At 48.5% G+C, this 19,684-nt stretch carries 4 protein-coding genes; all 4 read right to left on the minus strand.

Annotation, left to right across the window (positions count from 1 at the left end; genetic code table 11):
* Positions 1 to 288: 288 nt before the first annotated feature.
* The 4 genes from KAH81_05965 to KAH81_05980 are packed head-to-tail and all read right to left on the minus strand — an operon-like array spanning position 289 to position 19,484.
* Positions 289 to 873 (minus strand): peptidylprolyl isomerase, encoded by a 585-nt coding sequence (locus KAH81_05965; protein MCK5833200.1) that lies wholly within the window; start codon positions 871 to 873, stop codon positions 289 to 291.
* Positions 874 to 921: 48 nt separating this feature from the next.
* Positions 922 to 3,495, minus strand: coding sequence for a tetratricopeptide repeat protein (locus tag KAH81_05970; GenBank protein ID MCK5833201.1), 2,574 nt, complete (start codon positions 3,493 to 3,495; stop codon positions 922 to 924).
* On the minus strand, positions 3,443 to 4,294 hold the full coding sequence (locus tag KAH81_05975; GenBank protein MCK5833202.1) for a hypothetical protein: 852 nt from the start codon (positions 4,292 to 4,294) through the stop codon (positions 3,443 to 3,445). The genes KAH81_05970 and KAH81_05975 overlap by 53 nt, the downstream gene beginning before the upstream one ends.
* Before the next feature lie 22 nt (positions 4,295 to 4,316).
* Positions 4,317 to 19,484: an Ig-like domain-containing protein gene (locus KAH81_05980; GenBank protein ID MCK5833203.1), complete on the minus strand. Its 15,168-nt coding sequence runs from the start codon at positions 19,482 to 19,484 to the stop codon at positions 4,317 to 4,319.
* Between the last annotated feature and the right edge of the window lie 200 nt (positions 19,485 to 19,684).

Raw genomic sequence — 19,684 nt, forward strand, 5'->3', positions numbered from 1 at the left:
TGGCGCGCAATTTGCCCCAAGCAAATTTCGTGACAGCGAATGGGAAGGGATGGGATTTTTGCGGTCGAAAATCATGTAATCAAATATTCCTTAATGACCGTAGCAAAAATCGTGACAGCGCCTTATTTATTGAGAAATAGCCTTGTAAGTAATCATTTCAGCAAATCTACTAGCGCCCTCTTTCCCTCTCTGAATCTTGTAATCCAAATTTTTTATAGGGATACCAATTATGGCATCCCTATAACGAGTTACAATAAATAACTATTCAAGCGCCGAAAATTCCAAAGTCTATTTAGAAATAACTTCAACCTTGAGAATATTAACCGGCTTCTGAGGCCTGCCCATACGGGGGTCGGCCATGGGAACATTTGCAATCTTATCTACAACATCGATGCCCTTAACGACAGAACCAAAAACCGTATATTGGCCGTCGAGATGCGTTGCAGCCTGATGGCAAATGAAAAATTGGCTTCCACTAGAAGCTTTCTGAGGATTAGCCTGATCTCCGAGACGCGCTGTGGCTAATGCTCCTCTAACATGCTTAAGGTCGGTTATTTCAGCGGGAACTGTGTAGCCGGGACCTCCAGTGCCATCACCCTTGGGGTCGCCACCTTGAATCATGAAACCCTTTATAATACGATGAAAAGTTAAATCATCGTAAAAACCTTCATTCGTTAGTTTGAGGAAATTCTCTGTGGTCTTAGGAGCTTTGTCCGGCCTAAGTTCGATAACAATATCACCATAATCGGTTTTAAGTAATACCTGAGGTCTCGAAATCGCTTCTTCTGATTGTTTGTTTTCTGCCATTTTTTGGCTATCTCCTTTTTTAATCATTTCTCCGCTTTCTTTGCATCCTGTGAAAATAATCATCATGCAAAGGATTGCAAATAGAATGTTTTTTGTCATCTGTTTTCCTCCGTCCTATTTTTGGTTTGATAAATTTGGCGATGTTGCATTATATTTTTTTAATTTGGTTCTAGCCATTGCGACAACAGAATCATTTTCCGATACCTGGATTATCCATTCCCATACTCGTTTAGCATCAGTTAGCGAACTTCGGGCCTCGAGAATTAATGCTAAATCGTGAAGAATCGACTGGTCTTTAGTGCCTGAACAAATAAAAATCTCTGCTGTGTCCGGAAGAAGCCTCTGCAAGGCTATATCCGACCATCCCAGGCGAAGTGCAATCTTACCTATTTGCTCTCCAAGCTCACATTTGAAGCTATCTGCCGGGAGGGTATCAAAGACAGGATTAGCAAGTTTGAATCCCTCTTCGAATTCAGCCATGGAATAATAAACACGGGTAAGCCCCAAAAGCCCTTGCTGTCGATATTGTAAAGCTATGTTTTCGTTTTCGTAGATATTTTTCAACATAATTCGCGCTTCAGGAAGCCTTCCAAGTCCCTCGTAGCTTTGCGCAAGTTTAAGCTCACAAAGCGCAACCTGGTTTGTATCTAAAGCCGATTCAAGAACACTGTTATATATTTCGGTAGCCGATTCATAAGCACCGATAGAGTGAAAATAATCTCCTAACGATATCATCCCTCTAGCAGCTGTGGGATCGTTCTCAAATTCGCCCAGAAGCTGGCTTAATATCTCTTTTGCTGCCGTCGTATCACCCATACCGAGATAACAAAGCCCCATCCTGAAACTAGCCTCTACCCATAAGGAATCAGGTATATTCCGATGCCTCAGTCGATCAAAAGCGATAGCCCCTTTCTCGTAGTCTCCGACATTGCATAAGTAGCTCCCAATGTCGAGAAGCACCTCGCCAATGAGTGGAGAGTCGGGGTATTTCTCTAAGAATTTTTCGGAAACTTCGAGCGGATCAGAATAGATACCCGCATGGTATCTCGCTCTCTCTCCAAGTATTCGAACTTGGTCCGCTTTTTCGCGGGATATCGAGTATATATCGACTTGATCGGCAATGCTTATAAGCCTAAAATAATCGCCTCTCGCGAATAGAATCTTTGCATATTGGCTAACAATCTCCTCGGCAAGGGGATTTTTCCGATATCTTTCCATAAATTCTTGCGAGGTCTCAATTATCCTATCCGTATCACCAACAGCCTTGAAAGCGATAATAAGATCATAAAGGATATTATCGACAAGATCAGGGTTAGCGGCGCCGAGGAAGTCGTTAAGCTCCATAATAGCGCGTTTGGGGCGACCTTCGAGTAGGAAGGTTTCGGCATATGTTAACCTCGCCGATTGTGCAAATTCGTCCTCCTCACCAGCAAAAACAGAGGTAAAATAAATTCTTGAATCTTCGTAATTTCGAACTCTGAGATATGACCACCCAAGGCCCCAACTAGCCTCGCGGTCTCTTTTAGAGCAACAGGAATGCGTGATTTGATAAAAATCGATAGCTTTATCGTATTTACGGCGATTATAAGCACATTCGCCGGCGAAAAGGAAGCATTCACCAATCAAATCTTTATCCTCCGCCATCTCTGCAGCTTCGAGGAACTTCCCTTGCGCTGTATTAAACTCACCATCCTCCATAAAAAGATACGCAATACGCAAGAGAACATCGGCATATAAATCCGGTGAAAGTGCAGCCAGAAGGGCGCTATCACGAGCAGCATTAGTGGATTTGGTTTCGATCTCACCTAGAATCGACAAATAAGGAAGCCTTCCGACATATGGCGATTCGGGGAAACTGTTTTCAAGCTTCTGGAATCGCCGAATCGCGACTACATGGCGCCCCTCCATGAAATCGCCTGCGCCAAGCATAAACTGAGCCTCATCGGACCACCAATGAGCCGATTTTCTCGATGATAAATCATAAAATTCTAGTGCCTCGTAAAGATGGCTTCTGCAGTTTTTCCAATCCTCGTGCGAAAATGCAATCGATGCCATACGATATTTGATCTCACCGCTTAAAAGGCTACGAGGATATTTCTCTATAAGCCCTTCGAATGTATCTGTAGCTTTGTCTATCTGCCCAAGCCTTGTATATGACAATCCGAGGAAATAGCCCGACATGAGTTTCAATATCGTCTGGCTCGATTCATCGTCAGACAGTGCATCAAAGATGTCGATAGCAGAGTCATAGTCCCTTTCGGAAAAAAGCCATGCCCCCAACCAGAACCTCCCCCATGGCGGGCTTCGAACGCTGAACACCTCGCGGATTGTAGATTTATCGCCTGCCTCCTGAGCCATCTCGCCTATCCAGAATGCAGCCCAATCTGCCAATGGAGAACTTCCGAGAAGCGAGGAAATCGACTGATAATTTCGAAGCGCTCTTTCGTTCCAATCAGCGGACTGGAAGCTATATGCCCTTAGGAGGATATCCCTCGTATCGAGGCTATCGGGGTCAATTCGTGGAACAAAATAATGAACGGCTTGAGGTTCTTTGTCTAAAAGGCCCCTTGCCCAGAAATCTGAGAAGGGGCCTCGATCCGGCCTAAAGGAAAATAGATTTGTTGCGACAAGAAGACTAATAAGAACTGGTAGAACCGACCCCCTGCAAAGCAGGCGCATCCTCGTCATCTTTGTCCTTCTTCGGATAATATAATTGTGACAGTCCAATTCCAATCGTCGTCTCGCTTTTACCCCAATAACTAGCTTCTAAGGTTAGAACATAACCCTTGCCTATGTCTATGTCAAGCCCAAGAATGGGCTTGGGGTATTGCCCTGGATCATTAAAGAGGCCGGACATTTTAGTGAATGGCGTGCCCGAGCTTGCGGAATATGCCTTGCGATATTTTCTTCCTGTAAGATATGTCCATTTGATACCGAGATACGGAACTGTTCTTCCAAATTGCCAACTTCCGTAAAGACTCATATCGAATTGCTGAAAACGATACGAATCAACATAGTGGAGGACACCTCCACCGAAAATAACCTCGTCTGAACTCACTGTTGTGAGCCAATTGGCTATAGCATATAAACGCACCGGTTGCTTAGATATCCTTCGGCATCCGAAAGCGGGGTAATAATAGGCAAAATGCGTTTTAAGCCCCAAACCGAAAGCCAATTCTTGGCTTCCGTTAAAATCTGTGTAAACGCTTGAAATAGAAGGGAAATTGAGATCCGCCATTCCTAGAATTGCATTGGCTTCGACAAATCTAAATAAGCCGAGCGAAGGCTTCAGCAAAATTCTCTGGGAGTTAATTTTATAGTCGGGGCCAATTTCATAGCGGATCAACCACTTCTCGTAGTCGAATTCCACAGAAAAGCCGAACCTTTCATAGGGTGTTTCTTTGGTTGGGTTGCCGACCATTATTGCCATGCCGGAGCCAGCAACTAGGACAAGCAGGGCGAAATATAGAATTATTTTGCGTTGCATCGGTGTTCCTCCGGTCTATGGCTTAGTCTTTTCTTCCAACGACAGCAGTATCTGGGACAACAATTGTCGCCTTAGGGATATCCGAACTTTCATCAGGTGGCATCGGACGCCTTCGTGAAGAATAAGATATTGGCACGTTGATCGTTCCGCCGGTGCTAATTATTCTTGCCAAGATAACACCTGAGGCCGGCCAACTAGAATCCGCTGCTGCAGAAAGATCATAGGATGCTTCTCCAGTAATCCCTGTTGTGTGTGTAGCCGGGATCGAACCGAAGACATTTGCGCCGGTAACCTCTACATCCTCACCACAGATGGGATTACCCCATTGATCGACAATCTTAACGCTAATCGGGAAGGATGTTCCATAGGGAACACTCTCTGGTGATGTTATTGAAGAGGCTTCGGAGTTTGGAGTATCGTGCTTAAGATAAATTGTATCCTTCTCGCTGACACCACCGACGGTTGCAGTAACTTCGGCTAATCCACCTGTATCGGAACTACAATAATTATCAACGTTGACATTGCGCGCTGTATATCGGCCTATCGCATAACTTTCGTAGCACTCATTAGAAGTGAAAACTGGTGATTCGACTGTCCCCCAATTTGTAACTATCTGAACAACAGTGCTATCGCAAACCGGATGGCCGTTTTCGTCCCATACATCGACACGGACATCAGAGAAGCCCAGGGTATCGGCATAGGTCAGGCCCGGTAAAACAGTAATATCCACACTATCCGGTCTCCCACTGGAATAGAAGGCTACGGTATCGGTGCGCTCGCCCAACGTATCCCTTGTCTCTGCTATAATTTGGACGATTCCATCGTTTCTCGGTGTGGCGGAATACCATGTGGCAAAAGAGAACCCGCTATCATTGGTTGTCGATGAGGTTGTTATCGCGCCCTCCTCGGTTCTGAACCAAACGGCTGTTCCCGGCGCGACGGGATTTCCGTATTCATCCGTTATAATCGCCATCACGTCGTTAACAACACCGTCAACATCCCAGCCACGAACATTACAGTCATTTACTGAAACAGATACATAATAAGGTAGTCCGCTTCCAACAGTAATCCTCGGGGCGCGTGAGACGAATGTTCCGCCACCCGGCAATATAGCTGTAGCTTCCACTACAATAGAACCGGATTTATCACCTGAACGAAGAGTAACACTCGCTCTTCCGTTAATTGTGTAAACGGTATCGCTAAGCATTCCTCCACCGGGGATGAGTTCCGGGTTAATGCTTCCACCGCCCGGGAAATCGACAATACGGAAAACGACCTCGCTACTATCGCGAACGGGATTGTCATATTGGTCATAAATCACAGCCTCGAGGACAGATTGGTCAACCTCGCCTACTCCGCGAATATAGATGAAATCCCTGCTAACAGCAAGGTCTATAGTGTGTGGAGGTCCGGCGTAGAGGAGGAAGTCCTTACGCGCTGTTAGGGTGTTAACGCGTGCCGTGATGCCTGTAAGGCCTGCCTTTAACCCCGGCGCATAGGTTGTCTCATAATAACCAGTGTCATCCGTGGCAACCACAGGATCGGCAATGCTTCCCATACCCGCGCTATCGACTGAAATATATACGTAGGTTCCAAGTGCAACCGGATTTCCTATTGCATCCGTTATAAAGCCTGAGACTCTGCTTGTTCTGCCACTTCCAACTGTAGAAGTGTCAGGATTAACGTTAATTGTAATCTCATCGGCTGCTCCGGCGGAATAGGTTATTGTAACCTTGGCGGTTTCCGACTGGCACACGGCCCATATCGTATCGATACATGTTGTATCTGCGGCGACGAGAGTCGCTGTAGCCACTCCGCTTTCGAGGGAATCGAGAGGTGAAACAAGGCCAAATAGCGCAGTGAAACGAACTGAGACGCCATCGGACACAGGATTCCCAGATGCATCGGTAACTATTGCCCGAACAATCGCTGTAGAAACGCCATCTGCTGGAAGACCCCGTGGTGCAACGGAGAGAGCGATATTGGCTGCTGTTGTCGGTTGATAATAGATTGGAAGATAACCGGTAATGTCGCCGTCTGTAGCATTGAGGTATGTCGTTCCTATTCTGTTTGGCGCGGTGATCTTAAAGGATACTCTTCCAGAGTCGTTTGTTACGCCGATTAGTGGGACAACGGCACCCGTTTCCAATGTGAGGTTAATCGTAGCATCGGTAATACCGTTTGCGAAAGCATCTTCCACACGGACGAAGCCAGCAAGACTATCTTCGCCGTTAGCTGAAAGTTCGACATAGTTGATTTGGTCATAGCTTCCACCTGCCAATGTATCGAAACGAATAACAGCCACATTGCCCGGCTCGAAATAGACCGTGACAGTTTCCGAAGAGGCAATTGTGGTGCTATCGTTAATATCGCAATATGCATAGACCAGGGTGCTACCCACCTTTGTTGGAGCAAATAGGTTAATATTCGCATAACCGCTACTTGTAGTCGAGAAACTTGGATTTAGAAGAGCTAATATGCCATCCGGGGCGATTTGACCGAAGCGGACACCGGTGCCATCCGCTATTTCCATACCTGAAGAATCGGTAACGAATGCCGAGACTTCTGTGGAGGTAACACCATCGGCAGACAAGAATCTATCCATAACGGATACATGTAATTCGTTCACATCGGTAGGCTGAAGCTCCACCTGAGTGATACCTGCAGCACCCTCGCAGCTTGCGCGAATTATTGCCACTCCGGCGTAGCGCCCGGCACGGAAGGGAACATCGACTCTACCGAGGGTATCGGTAACATCCGCTGCCCAGATAGTGCCATAGGTTGAAGGATCGACATTGAAGTTTACAACGTAGCCTTCATCTACGTGGTTACTGGCCTGATCGAAAACCTCGCCAAAGATGCGCGTAGTATCAGTTTCATTTGCAATCAGCACGGTATCTGGCGCGGGATATAGTAGGATGTAATCGGGAGCACCCGATATAAAGCGCACTTCGACTGAATCTTCAATGCCTCCGCTACTCGCTATTAGAGTATCGTAACCGGTATCTGTATAAGCTCTTATACGCGCTGTTGCAATACCGCCTGATGTAGTCGCGAATATAGGTGTGACACTTCCTAAGTTGAGTCCGGTGAAGCGCACCGAGGTTCCATTGGAAACAGGGGATCCAAGAACATCGAGCACAACAACAGAAACATCGGCCGTGCTAGAACCATCGGCCACTAGGGTTGGCGGAATCACTGTCATAGAAATCTCGTAAACCTCTGTGGAAATGAACTCGATAAGTATGTTTCCCGAAGCAGAACCCGACGAAACAGCCACATTCGACCAACCACTTGTAGTCCCTGCGATGAGTCTAACTGTAATTTGACCTGTTGTATCGGTGTATGCTGTGGGAACAATAATCCCAAGAGAGGCGCTGAAATTCACCGCTACACCAGCTCCGACTGAATTACCGTATTGATCGAAAACGCTTACGGTTATCATCGAAGAATCGATGCCATTCGCTTCGATAATTGTGGTGTCGGCTGCTATATCGATAACCGCCGGAGGACCGGGAATAAAATCAACGTATTGCGTATCGACGGCCGTGCTGCCAGCATCGGCAACGACAACAATGGAATCTTGCGGCACAGTGCTGGATTTGAGTGTGCTTGTAGCTATGCCGCCGGAGGTGTAGGCCACGGCAGGATTAATTATGCCGTTTCCTGTGTTGAATCGGACTATCGAGCCATCGGAAACAGGAAGTCCTTCATCATCGAAGACGACAGCCGTCAGCGCTGCTGTTTCGGTTCCATCGGCAATGAGAACCGGCGGATCGACGACAAGCACCAGCGACTCAGCAGTGAGAGGTATGAAGTTGATAGTTGCATAATTAGTCGCACTACCGCAGGTTGCTGAGAGACTCGCGATGCCGTATTCGGTGCCAGAAACCACAACGGCGTGGGCGAGGCCGGTATCAGCCGGCCAATTATAACCGGTAGCACTAACAGGAGTTACGAAGCCTTTATTGATGGTAAAATCGACTGTAAGGCCGTTTGCGACTGGATTGCCATAAGCGTCCCTAACACGAACGATTATGCTCTGAGTATCCGCACCGTCGGCTATCATATCTGTAGGTATTGGGTCGAAGTCTAGGATCGATGGTGGCCCTGCCACGAATTCGACATCGACAGTGTCCTTGAGTGAGTCCGTTACAGTTGCAATCACAGAATTCATTCCAACGATCACACCTGCCGTAAGAGTAGCGCGTGCTTGTCCGCCATCGGTATATGCTGTGCGCGGGCTTACTACACCACTACCGATAACATCGAAGAACACAGGCGTGCCATCTGAGACGGGTCGCGAGGTCCCAGCTGTATCGAGAACAGTAACTGTGATATTGCTCGTGCTGGTTCCATCGGCGTTGATTCTTATAGGATTGGCAACAATATCGACGAAGTTCGCCTCGATTTCGACAAAGTCGATGACCTTGCTCCCAACAGCATCGCCTGAACGTGCGGTTAGCAGAGCGGGGCCGGTCTCGGTGCTGGAAATAAATGTTCTAGCTCTTCCGGAATCATCTTCGACCACAGTCGGTGTAATAACCTCGCCGCGTGTTGTCTCCCATGTAACGCCGGTGCCAATATTCACCGGATTTCTGAATTCATCCATAACGATGACTGCCTGTTGCCAACCGCTGCCATCTGCGGGAAGGCTATCCGGCGAGAGCGGATCAAATTCGATGACTGCCGGTTCGCCCGGCTCATAGACTACTGATACAGTATCGCTAACCGAAACGCCGACATTCGCTGTAATACTATCTCTTCCGACATCAAGCGGAGCGATAAGCGTGGCTGTAGCCAATCCGCCTATAGTAAAGGTCACTCGTGGATTGATTATTCCGTTAGGTTCTGTATTCACATGGTCGAAATCGACGCGGGTTCCATCGGAAACTGGCATGCCTTCGGTATCGAAAACATAGGCTGTAATGTCGGCTGAACTTGTTCCATTACCGGGCATCCTCGCTGGAACTATATTGAGAACAATTTCATCGGCAACGAGTTCTTGGAAGCGAACCTGAATAAAGTCTATCGCATCGCCGCTGCGAACCGTAATAAGCGCCTCACCCGGTGTTGTTCCTGCTGTAAGACGCGTAGTGGCATAGCCTTCGGTATTAGTGAAGGCCGAAGCGCCTATTGTTCCAAGTGTTGTTGTAAAGCTAACGGCGCTTCCGGGTGTAACCGGATTTGAGTAGCGGTCAAAGACCGAGCACGCGACAGCGGCATTGGAGGAGCCATCGGCGGAAATGACGCTATCTACCGAGTCAACCAAAAAAGCGACGAGTCTCGAGGGCGGTCCAGGCAGGAGTTGAACCGAAACCTTCCCGGAATCTGTATCGGCTCTTCCCCAAATATCTAACTCACCGGCCAGCGTGTCCGAGCGCAGATAAATAGTCGCAATACCTGAATCGGTATATGCTACGGAGGGTTCCACATTACCCAAGCTATCAGGATCGACCCAGAATTCCACTCTAGTATTATTTGAGACAAGGTGGCCACCGGCAGAATAAACATAAGCTTGAATTTCCGTGCGATTGATACCATTCGCCAACATCTCGGTGGAATCAGCGAATAGCACCACGCTATTAACAGTCGTAGGGGCCATGTTGACTTGATGATAACCGGCAGCTGAACCGCAATGTGCTTGAATAACAGCGTCTCCGGGTTCTATATCAGATGTGAGTAAAGCGCGAGCAATCCCCGAAGTATCGGTGATGGCCGACTCTTCTATGATGCCACGGTTAGTAGAGAAGTTTACTGTCTCACCGGCGCGCATGCGGTTTCCGTATTGATCGAGGACACGGGCGAATATAAGAAGGTCATCCATACCATCGGCATCGATTGTATCGAGGGGAGCATGTGTAGAATCGCCCCAAACCTCTATAGTTGCTGCCGGGCCGGGAATCAGGAGAATACGCACGCTATCCGATCTAATTACAGACGGAGATACTGTTGTATCCTCGAATTCCCCGATAATCCATGCCTCACCGGTGCCAACATCTGTGCTGGAGGTAAAGGTGGTCAAGCAGTTCCCGCCGAGAGTTTGTTTCGGAGAAATAACTACACCACTAGCCACCGGGTTAGCGCGGAACGAAATCATAGTTCCGTCGGAGACGGGACTTCCGTCGTCATCGAATACCTGGCATGTAATTATTGACTGTTCCATACCATCGGCAACCAGCTGCACCGGGTTGGCTGTGAGCAACAAGGTTCCAACATTGCTCTCACGAAGTTCGATCTCTGTGAGTTCAAATACGCCGGAGCTTTGCGCCCAAACACGTGCGATTCCGGGATCTGTGCCGGCAGTGAGAATTGTATATGCATCGCCAGCGGAATTAGTAAAGGTATTGGAAGGCGATATAGCGCCAAGGTCCGTGCCAAATTGGACGGCTTCGCCGGAAAGCAGCCTATTCCCAAAATCGTCGAGGAGAGTGGCTACTACGCGGGTTTGGTCTCTACCGTTGGCGGCAATGATGTTGGTATCCGGTTCGAGTTCGATGGATGCAAGATCGCCGGGTATAAGATCGATAAAGCCCTGGTCACCGTGACCAGAACCATCGCCGGCTGAAATCCAAACGCGTCCGCGTTGTGTTCCCGTGCGGAATGCAGTTGTTGCAATGCCGGTTGTAGTATAAGCAATCTGTGGTATAAGTGAACCAAGCGTATCTGAAGGACTCAGCAGTGTATCGCCCAGGGTATCCGGCCACGAGGCAAAATAGACCGATGTGCCATCGGATACGGGATTCCCAAAAGTATCGAGAACAGTGGCTCTGCACGTTGTCTCGGAGTAACCATCGGCTTGTATTATCCTATCCTCGATAGTCAATGAAATTGTTAGAGCCAAGGTTCCGCCAAAACGGACATTCGTTTCACCGCGAGCAGTGCCGGAACGCGCCACGATCCTTGCCATTCCAGCATCGAAACCACTGCGAAGGTTTATAATTACGATACCATCGCTGTTAGTCTCATCGGAGGTCGGGAAAATCTCTCCGAGAGATGTGGTCAGAGTAACAGTAACTCCCCCACGCACCGCGTTTCGATATCTATCAAACACCGCTACACTACAAATCGTTGTGCTGAAGCTATCGGCTGGGATTGAATCCGGATTAGCCCAAACGGCAATACTATCTGGTTCGCCGGGGATAAGATAGCAAAGCGCTGTATCGGCAATATATGTTGTAGATGTATCGCCCACATAGGCGACAATATTGCAATTTACAGCACGAGTGGATGCGGTGAAAGTTGCTGAAATGCGACCGCTATCTGTATAGACAATGGTCGGCGAGACGAAGCCTATATCACCTAATGAATCTGGGATTGTGAATAGGCGCACCGGTGTGCCATCCGATATGGGATTGCCTGCAGAGTTACGCACCATTCCGCTCACAATAGCTGAGGAAAGGCCATCTGCGACAAGCGTGTTAGGATCGATTGAAACGATAATAGTGGCATCGTCGAGGCTATCGGGGGTGAAATCGACGCGGCCTATACCGGTGGCATCACCTGAAGTGGCGGTGATAAGTGCCGTTCCCGGTGTAATACCGCTACGAAGTTGAGTTATCGCTACACCCGTGGTATCATCCACGGTGCCGGTTACTGCGAGGGTATCGATGGAACCGAGGGTTGTAGAATAATTAACGAGATACCCGCCATCGACACGATTTCCTACGGCATCATACACATAGGTTCTAATTTCGGAGCGTTCTTCGCCATCCGCAGTGATTGCTGGGGGCACAGGTATAATATCTATGGATTGTGGAGACCCTGAAACAAAGTGGATAACCACGGAATCGGAGACATAGCCACTATCGCCTTCGGTGCCGATATATGCAACTATGGTTGCAGTATCGATTTCGGTTGAACTACGAAGACTAGAAATCGCAACACCAGCGTTGGTGTAAGCCACACCGGGATAGACGAAGCCGACATCGGTTTTAAAGAATATTGGTGTCGAGTCGGAAACCGCCATCCCCAGATCGTCGAGAGCAATAGCTCTCAATTCCGAGCTTGAAATGCCATCTGCAGTTAAAGTCATGCTATCGGCAAACAGGTCGATAGAAGCAACATCGAGGGGAATAAGGCGAAGAATTTTTGTTCCAACTGGCCCGGCGGTTGTAGTAACGGTGATAACAGCGGTTCCGGCGTTGGTTCCTGCAAGGAAGCGGAAATTGGTCGATTCATCGAGAATAGTATAACCAAATGATGGAATAATCGACCCAAGTGTTGGATCGGGCGATATAGTAATATCCATCCTATTGCCGGATTCGACTGGATTGCCGTATCTATCGTAAACGAATACCCTAATAATACAGGAATCTCTGCCATCGGCGATGAGAATATCCCGCACGGTAGAGCCTGTGTCGGAATCGTAAGCCTCGACTACTATTGTAAAAGGATCCCCCGGAGTAAATTGGACCTCGACGGTGTCATAGAGGAAGTTTGTGGAGTCAACCGCAACAGAACAGATAACTGAAGCTATACCGGTTTGAGTTTCCGAATAGAGGGCAACTGTGGCCTCTCCAACAGAAGTCGTTGCGATGTCGTCTATTGTTCCAAAATCGGCACCGGTGCCATCAACCGACCGGAAATCGACGCGAGTGCCATCACGAACAGGTTGTCCCAGTATATTGAGGACTCTAGCTGTTATAGTAGAAAAGGTTTCGCCATCGGCGGCTATTCTTCGAGGATCAGCACGGAGAGTGAGGTATTCTGGCGGTGCGGCTTCAAAGCGAACCTGCGCAACTCCAACGCGCCCACCGGCTGTAACATCCACACGAGCTATCGAGGGCGCATCCGGGGCAGTTAGTATGGCTTGAGCCGAACCAGAACCATCGGTGAAGGTATTTGTCGGTTGGATAGTGCCCGCCGAAGTCGCGAGATTAACGGTTATGCCTGAGCTGAGCGGATTACCGTATCTATCGAATAATTGAGCGTGAACGACTGTGTATGCCTCGCCATCGGCTGGAAGAACTGTATCTTCAGCCCAAACAGATATACTGTCCACCTCACCCGGAATTAGGTCGAGGAAAGTATTATCACATATCGAAGTGATTGTATCGACTGTGCAACACGCTTGAATCCAAACTCTGCCTGTGCTATCGCTGCTGAATATCTGAATCGCGGCTTCGCCATCGGTTGTGAATGCTATAATGGGTGAAAGTGAGACAAGCTGGGTATCTTCAGGTGCACCTGCAATTGTATCTACTGAGAAATAAACCGGAGTGCCATTGGTAACCGGGCTTCCAAGGCTATCTGTAATCACGGCGCGCGCAAAAGTAAACGACCTACCATCTGCGACAAGTTCACTGGTGTCGGTGGTCAGGCTAACATAAGCAACCTCGGCGTTGGTGAGAGTTATATATGTTTCGCCCCATGCATCACCGGAGTTAGCACGAACACGCGCCTCACCGGGTATTCTTCCGGATGTAAATTCTGCTACTACAAGGCCTTCGGAATTAGTTACATCTAAAATGGGATCGACAGTTCCGCGAGTAACCTCGAATCGGACTGTATCACCCGATCCAACCGAGTTACCAAACCTGTCGAAGACAAGCACCGAACAGATACTTGTCGAGAAACTGTCGGCGGGGATCGAGGTCGGCGTCGCCCAAATCGAGCACATATCCGCCGAGCCGGGGATAAGATCGATAATAACGCTGTCGATTGCGGAGGCATTGGCCCTCGCGATAATATAGGCCGAACCTATACTGTCTTTCGAGTTAAAGGTTGTTCGGAAGGCTCCGCTATCTGTATATGCAGTGCTTGGAGTGATGAAGCCCATAGAGAGAGGATGCACCTCGAAGGAAACGGGCGAACCATCGGAAACAGGCATACCGTCGCCATCGACGACCTGACCGGTAATCTCGGCGGTCGAGCGACCATCTGCAACAACCTCGCCGGGATCGACATAGACATAGAGGTCCTGAGCGACTGTGTTATAGAAAGTGACTGTAGCTTGGGCTAAAGCCTCACCGGTATTCGCCCAAATGATAGCCGTTCCGGGGGTGGTGCCGGCGTATAGGTTAACCGATGTTACGCCAGAGCTATCGGTAAAGTTAGCCGTGTCGATCTCTCCGAGTGACGTTGTGAATCTAACTTTTATTCCCGTTCGGACATGGTTGCCATATTCATCTTTAACGATGACAGTGACCGGCGTGAAAGTATCGCCATCGGCTGGGATATCGTAAGGCGCGGGTGTAAATTCAATAATCGCTGGCTCCCCGGGGATAAATTCAATATTGGTGGTGCCTGTTACGCTATCGCCGGCATCACCGGTGATGGTGGCGAGACAAACTGTGGTGCCAGAACGAAGCGTCGTGGTGGCCTCACCCGATATGGTATAAGCCACTCCGGGGAAGATGAATCCGGAATCTGTGCTAAAGCGGACGGGCGTATTATCCGGCACGCCGACGCCCATAGAGTCTAAAACAATAGCGCGAATGGTTGTCGTGGTGATTCCATCGGCAACGATGCGAACATCATCAGAGGAAAGGAATATCTCACTAGCTATTATCGGAGAGAAATTCAGCTCGGTGTAATCGGTGAAGCCGCCTGCGGTGCCCATAATAGTTGTGTGACCCGAGACATCGGAATATATTTCCACCGAGACATTGCCGGTGCTGTCGGTATAGCCACGGTCGAACACGAAAGTTCCAAGCGGCGAGGCCGAGAAGATAACGAGTTCGCCGATAATCGGATTACCATATTCATCGTAAACATAAGCCCAGATTGTGGCGCGCGATTCGCCATCGGCGAATATAACAGTATCCGCCGAATCAACTTCAACATCGATGCCCGCCGGTTCCCCTGCGATAAAATCTACAATAGCGCTATCCCTAAGACCGAAAACCTCTCCGAATACCATTGCCTTGGTTGTGTAAGTAGGCGAGCGCCACCAAATCCTCGCATCGCCAGAGAGGGTAGTAGCAAAAGGTGTCATTGGAAGGCTATCTGTGCCAATTGCGCCCGTGGAATCCATTATTCTATTCTGGAAATTCACTAGAATTCCATCCGAGACAGGCATGGCCGAAGAATCCATAACCATAGCGATTATTTCGCAAGAGTCCACACCATTGGCCGTAACACGGTTAGGTGTTGCCGAAATAGCAATAAAGGCAGCCGTCGTCTCGACTTGCTCGATATAAATCCATGCATTCGCGAGGTCGATATTAGCATCAATCCTCACCTGTCCGACATAATCGCTGGCAGAGTATTCTGTGGTAGCTTCACCGAGAGAATCAGTGATAACCGGCGATATTATAGAACCTTCACTCGATGCAAATTCCACTTGCCTCCCGGCTCCAAGTGGATTACCATACTCATCGGTGCAGGTAGCTGTAATCGTGCTTCGCGCGCGCGGATCCGCGATAAGAGTATCCGGATCTGCTTCGAGAGAAATATAATGCGCCACACCGGCATCGAAGCGGATAAGGAGCGTATCAGCAATCCTTCCGGAATCTGCGGAGGCGACGACAGTGTCGATACCTGCATCCGAGCCGCTGATCAAAATCGTATTCACAAATCCGCCAACGGTGAATTCAAAAATACTCGAGAAGCCGCCGAGACGGCTTGCAAAATCGATGCGCGTGCCATCGGAAACAGGGCGGCCTACTCCATCTACACAGTAAGCTGTGAGGCCGAGGCCGGAGCCATCAATCGACATGTGGGTACTATCGGCAGTGAGAATCAATGTATGGGCTTCAGAGCCGATAAGCTCGATATTCATCGCAGCAACAGGCGCAAAACCCGATGAAGCTTGAATACGCGCGGTGCCAATAATTACATCTGAGGTAAATGTGGTTGTAGCAATTCCCAGAGTATCGGTGGTAGTAGGTGAAACAATGGAGCCTAGGTCGGTCGAGAATTCGACTATCTCGCCCTCCTCGGCTTCATTCCCATAAGCATCAAAGCATTCGGCTGTAACAGATGTAGTGCTGAAGCCATCTGCGGGGAGAGTATCATCAACCGAACTAAGAACAATGTTCGCAACCGCGCCGGGGAGAATGCGGACCGTTTTAGTATCGGCGATGGCACCGACAGTAGCTATCAAAATGCAACTGCCAACTGTAGTATTCGGCCTGAATTCGGCGGTGGCCTCTCCGCCGATTGTAACCGGGCTTGATGGGACAACCGTAGCGAGACTGTCCGGTTCAACCGAAAAATCTACATGCGTGCCATCGGTAATTGGGTCGCCGAGAGTGTCATAGACATTGGCCGTAACGTTCATCACACTGCCGATATGAATTCTCGCGCTGTCCGTCGAGAGAATGACCTCGCCCGCATCGGCTCCGATGAGCCAAATGCGAACGTTCTCGCTAACGGTGGGATATAGCGAAAGTTTCGCGTTGAGGACGGCCTCGCCCGAAGTGTAAAAGCTTCTGAATGTAGTGTGTGCCTGACTGCTGTCGCTGTCGTCTGTCCAGTCGGTGAGTGTGACCGGTGCGCCGAAAATCTCACTTCCGGCGGCCATCTCGAATTCGACAAGGAAACCCGAACCGACACGGTTCGAGTGCGCATCGAACACGGATGCTGTAATCGTGCTAGTGCTAGAGCTATCGGCGGGGATGATGTCAGGAAAAGCATCGAGAGCAATGCGTGCAGGAACATCTGGAACGAAAACTATTTTCATGCTATCCGTCGCCCATGTGCTATCGCTCGTCGCGACGCTAACGTAAACCCATGTGCTTCCGATAGTTGTTGGAGCAATAAGATTGATGCGCGCGGTTCCATCCGAAAAAGGTGTTCCGGTGAGAACGGTGAAACTATCGGCCATAGGCGCGAGTGTCGCTGTTTCGATTACACCGCGAACTACTGTATCCCTTTTTATTCTGGCGCGTGAGGAGTTTTTGTGCCCTATTTCGCCTTTTTGTCTATCGAGCTTAGTTTCTTTTGCTGAAAAAAGTGCCGCGCGCGATTCCGCAGGAAGAAAGGTCCCCATACCGGTGCGAAAGATAACCTCCGTGCCATCGGAACATGGGCGGTCTTCATCGTCGGTAATATAAGCAGTAATCAAGACGCTGTCAGCGCCATTAGCAACCGCAGAATCGACATCCATGAGAAGGCGAATCTCATCAGGAAGAATAGGATAGAAGTAAATGTCACCACTACCGGGGGTAGCTCCAGGAACTGTCGCAAGAACATTGTGCCAACCAACCGAGCGTGAGCTTGTAAGCTCGGTTTGCGCGCGACCGGAGACATCGGTGTTGCTGGAAACCGGATTAACCGTGCCTTCCTCAGGCTCGAATGATATAAGATGGCCTGCAAGAATGGGATTGTGATAAAGGTCCGATGCGAAAGCAAATACCCTACATGTATCTTCGCCATCGGCGAGAATGCTATCTTTGCTGAATGTAACACTATCTATTTGGTTGGGATCTCCCGGGAGGAAAGGAATATACAAAGAGTCTAGCGCTGAATATACCGAATCCCCAAGAATAGAATCGTAAACCGTAAACCATGCCTTAATTTCGCAGGTGTCCGCGAGGGTTCCGGTAGTAATCGTTACCGAGGCAAAGCCGTCTTCTGTAAGCGCCTGGCGTGTGTCCATGGCTTCGAATAAATATTTACTACGCCCACGCATAGCCCTTGCCCCGGAGAGCGTTCCGAGACTGCTGGAAAAGTCGAGACGAACGCCATCGGTAACGGGATTATAAAATGTATCGAGAACCTCGGCAGTAACAGTCGCACTGCTGAGGCCATCGGCTATAAGTTGATTGGGCGATGCTGTAAGATTAATGTATTTGGGTATTGTGCTAGTGAAAAGCACTTCCGTGAAGCCCGAAACACCTTCACAAGTCGCCGTAATATGAGCATAACCCGAAATTACACCGCTTGTAAGAACAGTGTAGGCTGTGCCGCTGGAGTCCGTTACTGCAGATGGAGGATAAATATCGCCTTTATCGGTTGCAAAGGTTACATTCCAGCCAGAGGAAACAGGATTACTATACTCATCGTAAATGGTAGCTTCGATTCGAGTTGTGTCAAAACCATCTGCATTGATCGGGCTTCTTCCCGAAGTAACTACAATCGTCATCGGATCGCCCGCTACGAAGCGGACATCGATAGTATCCGCTATAACACCGGTGGTTCCAACATCCGCAGAGGCAATACACTCGACTGAGCCTGCGCTTGTGCTACTTCGAAGCTTAACATGGGCATAACCGCCATCAGTAACAGAAATGAAAGCCCCCGGGCGGCTTCGTAGGTTAATTCCCGAAGAAATGCTCATTAATTCGCCACCGAGCGCTTTTTTTGGATTGGCGGCTTTAGCTGGTGTATATGGAAGCAGCGTCCCATAAGCAGAAGTGAATGTAATAGGGGTGCCATCGGGTGCCGGGGTGCCAGTTACACCAACCGTAACATAAGCCGAAAGTAAAAGTTCGGAGAGGCCATCGGCGGGAATAGACATCGGTTCGGCACGAAGATTGATAAAATCGATGTCTGGAATGTCTAGAACCCAAATTGTATCACGCGCAGACACAGTGTCATAAATACCATAAACAGTGGCATCAATGATGATTATTCGGCTAGTGTTCGGCGCAGTTAAATGCGCCGTTGCTTTGCCATCAACTCCAGTAAGGGCGTAGTTATCGACCTCCATAAAAAGATCACCAGGGTTGCCAGCAATAAAATTAAACCTTACCTGATGGTTTTCGAGTGGTGAATAGGTTCCATCGAGGACTCGCGCTTCAAAATCTACGCGGCTACTTCCATCAGCATAAACGGTATCCGGACTAGACGTCAAGAATAAATAGACTGGATCAATAAAATTCGTTGGAAGAAGATCGATTGTGATTCGTTTAGTCCTGACCATCTCAGCAGTTACCTTAGCTGTTATAGTCGCCGTGCGCCTGCTAGAATCGGCAAAGGAAATAAATGTGGTCGTCGCAATACCTGAATCGTCGGTTATCACTCGAACATTCTCGATAGTATCCGTATCGGTGGAAAACTCGACAACAACATCCTTTAAAGGATCACCAGAATTGGCCCCTACAATAAGAGCTTTAACCTCTGTCTGGTTGCCTGAAACCATAATTGGATATACGGCCCATAGTGAATCGATCTTATAATCCGTTTCAACCTGAAAACCGAAGTTACCGGATTTCCCGCAACCATTAGCAAAAAATAATATAACAGGAATTAGGCATAAAATAAACAAAAGGCTGGCTCGATGTAATTTTACTCCGACCATTTTGACTCCTCGCCCTGATATTAAATGTAAACTATCTAACTATATCTCATGTAATTATATTAAATCTCTTGAAGTGATTTGTCAAGACTAAACTGCTTCTTTATGTCTTTTAATAAAATGTCAAAATATCACAATTTTCTCATCAAAAATATAACTGAAAACTAATCCAGTAAATTATAGGTAAAATAGAGTCCTAAACA

It is taken from the genome of bacterium, assembly GCA_023145965.1.
Taxonomy (GTDB): domain Bacteria; phylum UBP14; class UBA6098; order UBA6098; family UBA6098; genus UBA6098.